Genomic DNA, 845 nt, shown 5'->3' on the forward strand with positions numbered 1-845 from the left:
GCTGATCGTGCTGACCGACGCCAACGCAGCCTTCGCCACCATGGCCGAGGCGGTCGGTCTTCGCGCGCGAAGACCCGACGTGACCGGCGTGGTGCCGGCCGTGGTTGTCGGGCTCGGCTATCCGACCGACGAGCCGCTCGACCTCGTCCGCCGCACCTACGACTACACGCCTCTTCCGCGCGGCCCTTCGGAGATGCCGCCGCGGCCGGACGGCTCGGCCTGGCCGCCGGTCGGCGGCGCCGATGCGTTTCTGGATTTCATCGAGGCTGACGTGATCCCGGCGATCGGTGACGAGTTTCCGCTCGATCCGGCGCGCCGCACCCTGTTCGGCCACTCCTTCGGCGGGCTCTTCTCGCTCTACGCGCTGTTCACCCGCCCCGGCCTGTTCCGCACCCATGTGGCGGCGAGCCCTTCGATCTGGTTCGCCGACGGCGTGATCCTGGCGCACGAGCGCGACTTCGTCGAAGCACTGCCCGAGCGCGGCGCGGACCTTTCGCTCCTGATCACCATGGGCGGCTGCGAGCAGGAGCCGACGACGGTCGAGATCGACGGCGCCGACGCCGCGGTCCGGGCCAGCTGGAAGCGCCGCAACCGCATGATCGACAACGCCCGCGAGATGGCGGCACGCCTCGCGCCGCTGGCCGGTCGCGGCCTCGCCGCCGACTACGTCGAGTTTCCCGACGAGGACCACGTCTCCGTCGTCCCGGCCGCCATCAGCCGTGCCGTCACCCTGGCGCTCGGCCGCCCACTGCGGGGACCGGCAAGCAACGGGAGCGGCGCGTGATCGCACAGCGGCCCTTACCCTCTCCCCTCGTGGGAGAGGGTGCCGAGCGAAGCGAGGCGGG

General features: G+C 72.0%; 1 protein-coding gene. It reads left to right on the forward strand.

Annotation, left to right across the window (positions count from 1 at the left end):
• On the forward strand, nt 1–784 hold a 784-nt coding region (locus CH341_RS31595), incomplete at its 5' end, for an alpha/beta hydrolase (protein WP_111423695.1).
• Between the last annotated feature and the right edge of the window lie 61 nt (nt 785–845).

This window comes from Rhodoplanes roseus, from assembly GCF_003258865.1.
GTDB lineage: Bacteria > Pseudomonadota > Alphaproteobacteria > Rhizobiales > Xanthobacteraceae > Rhodoplanes > Rhodoplanes roseus.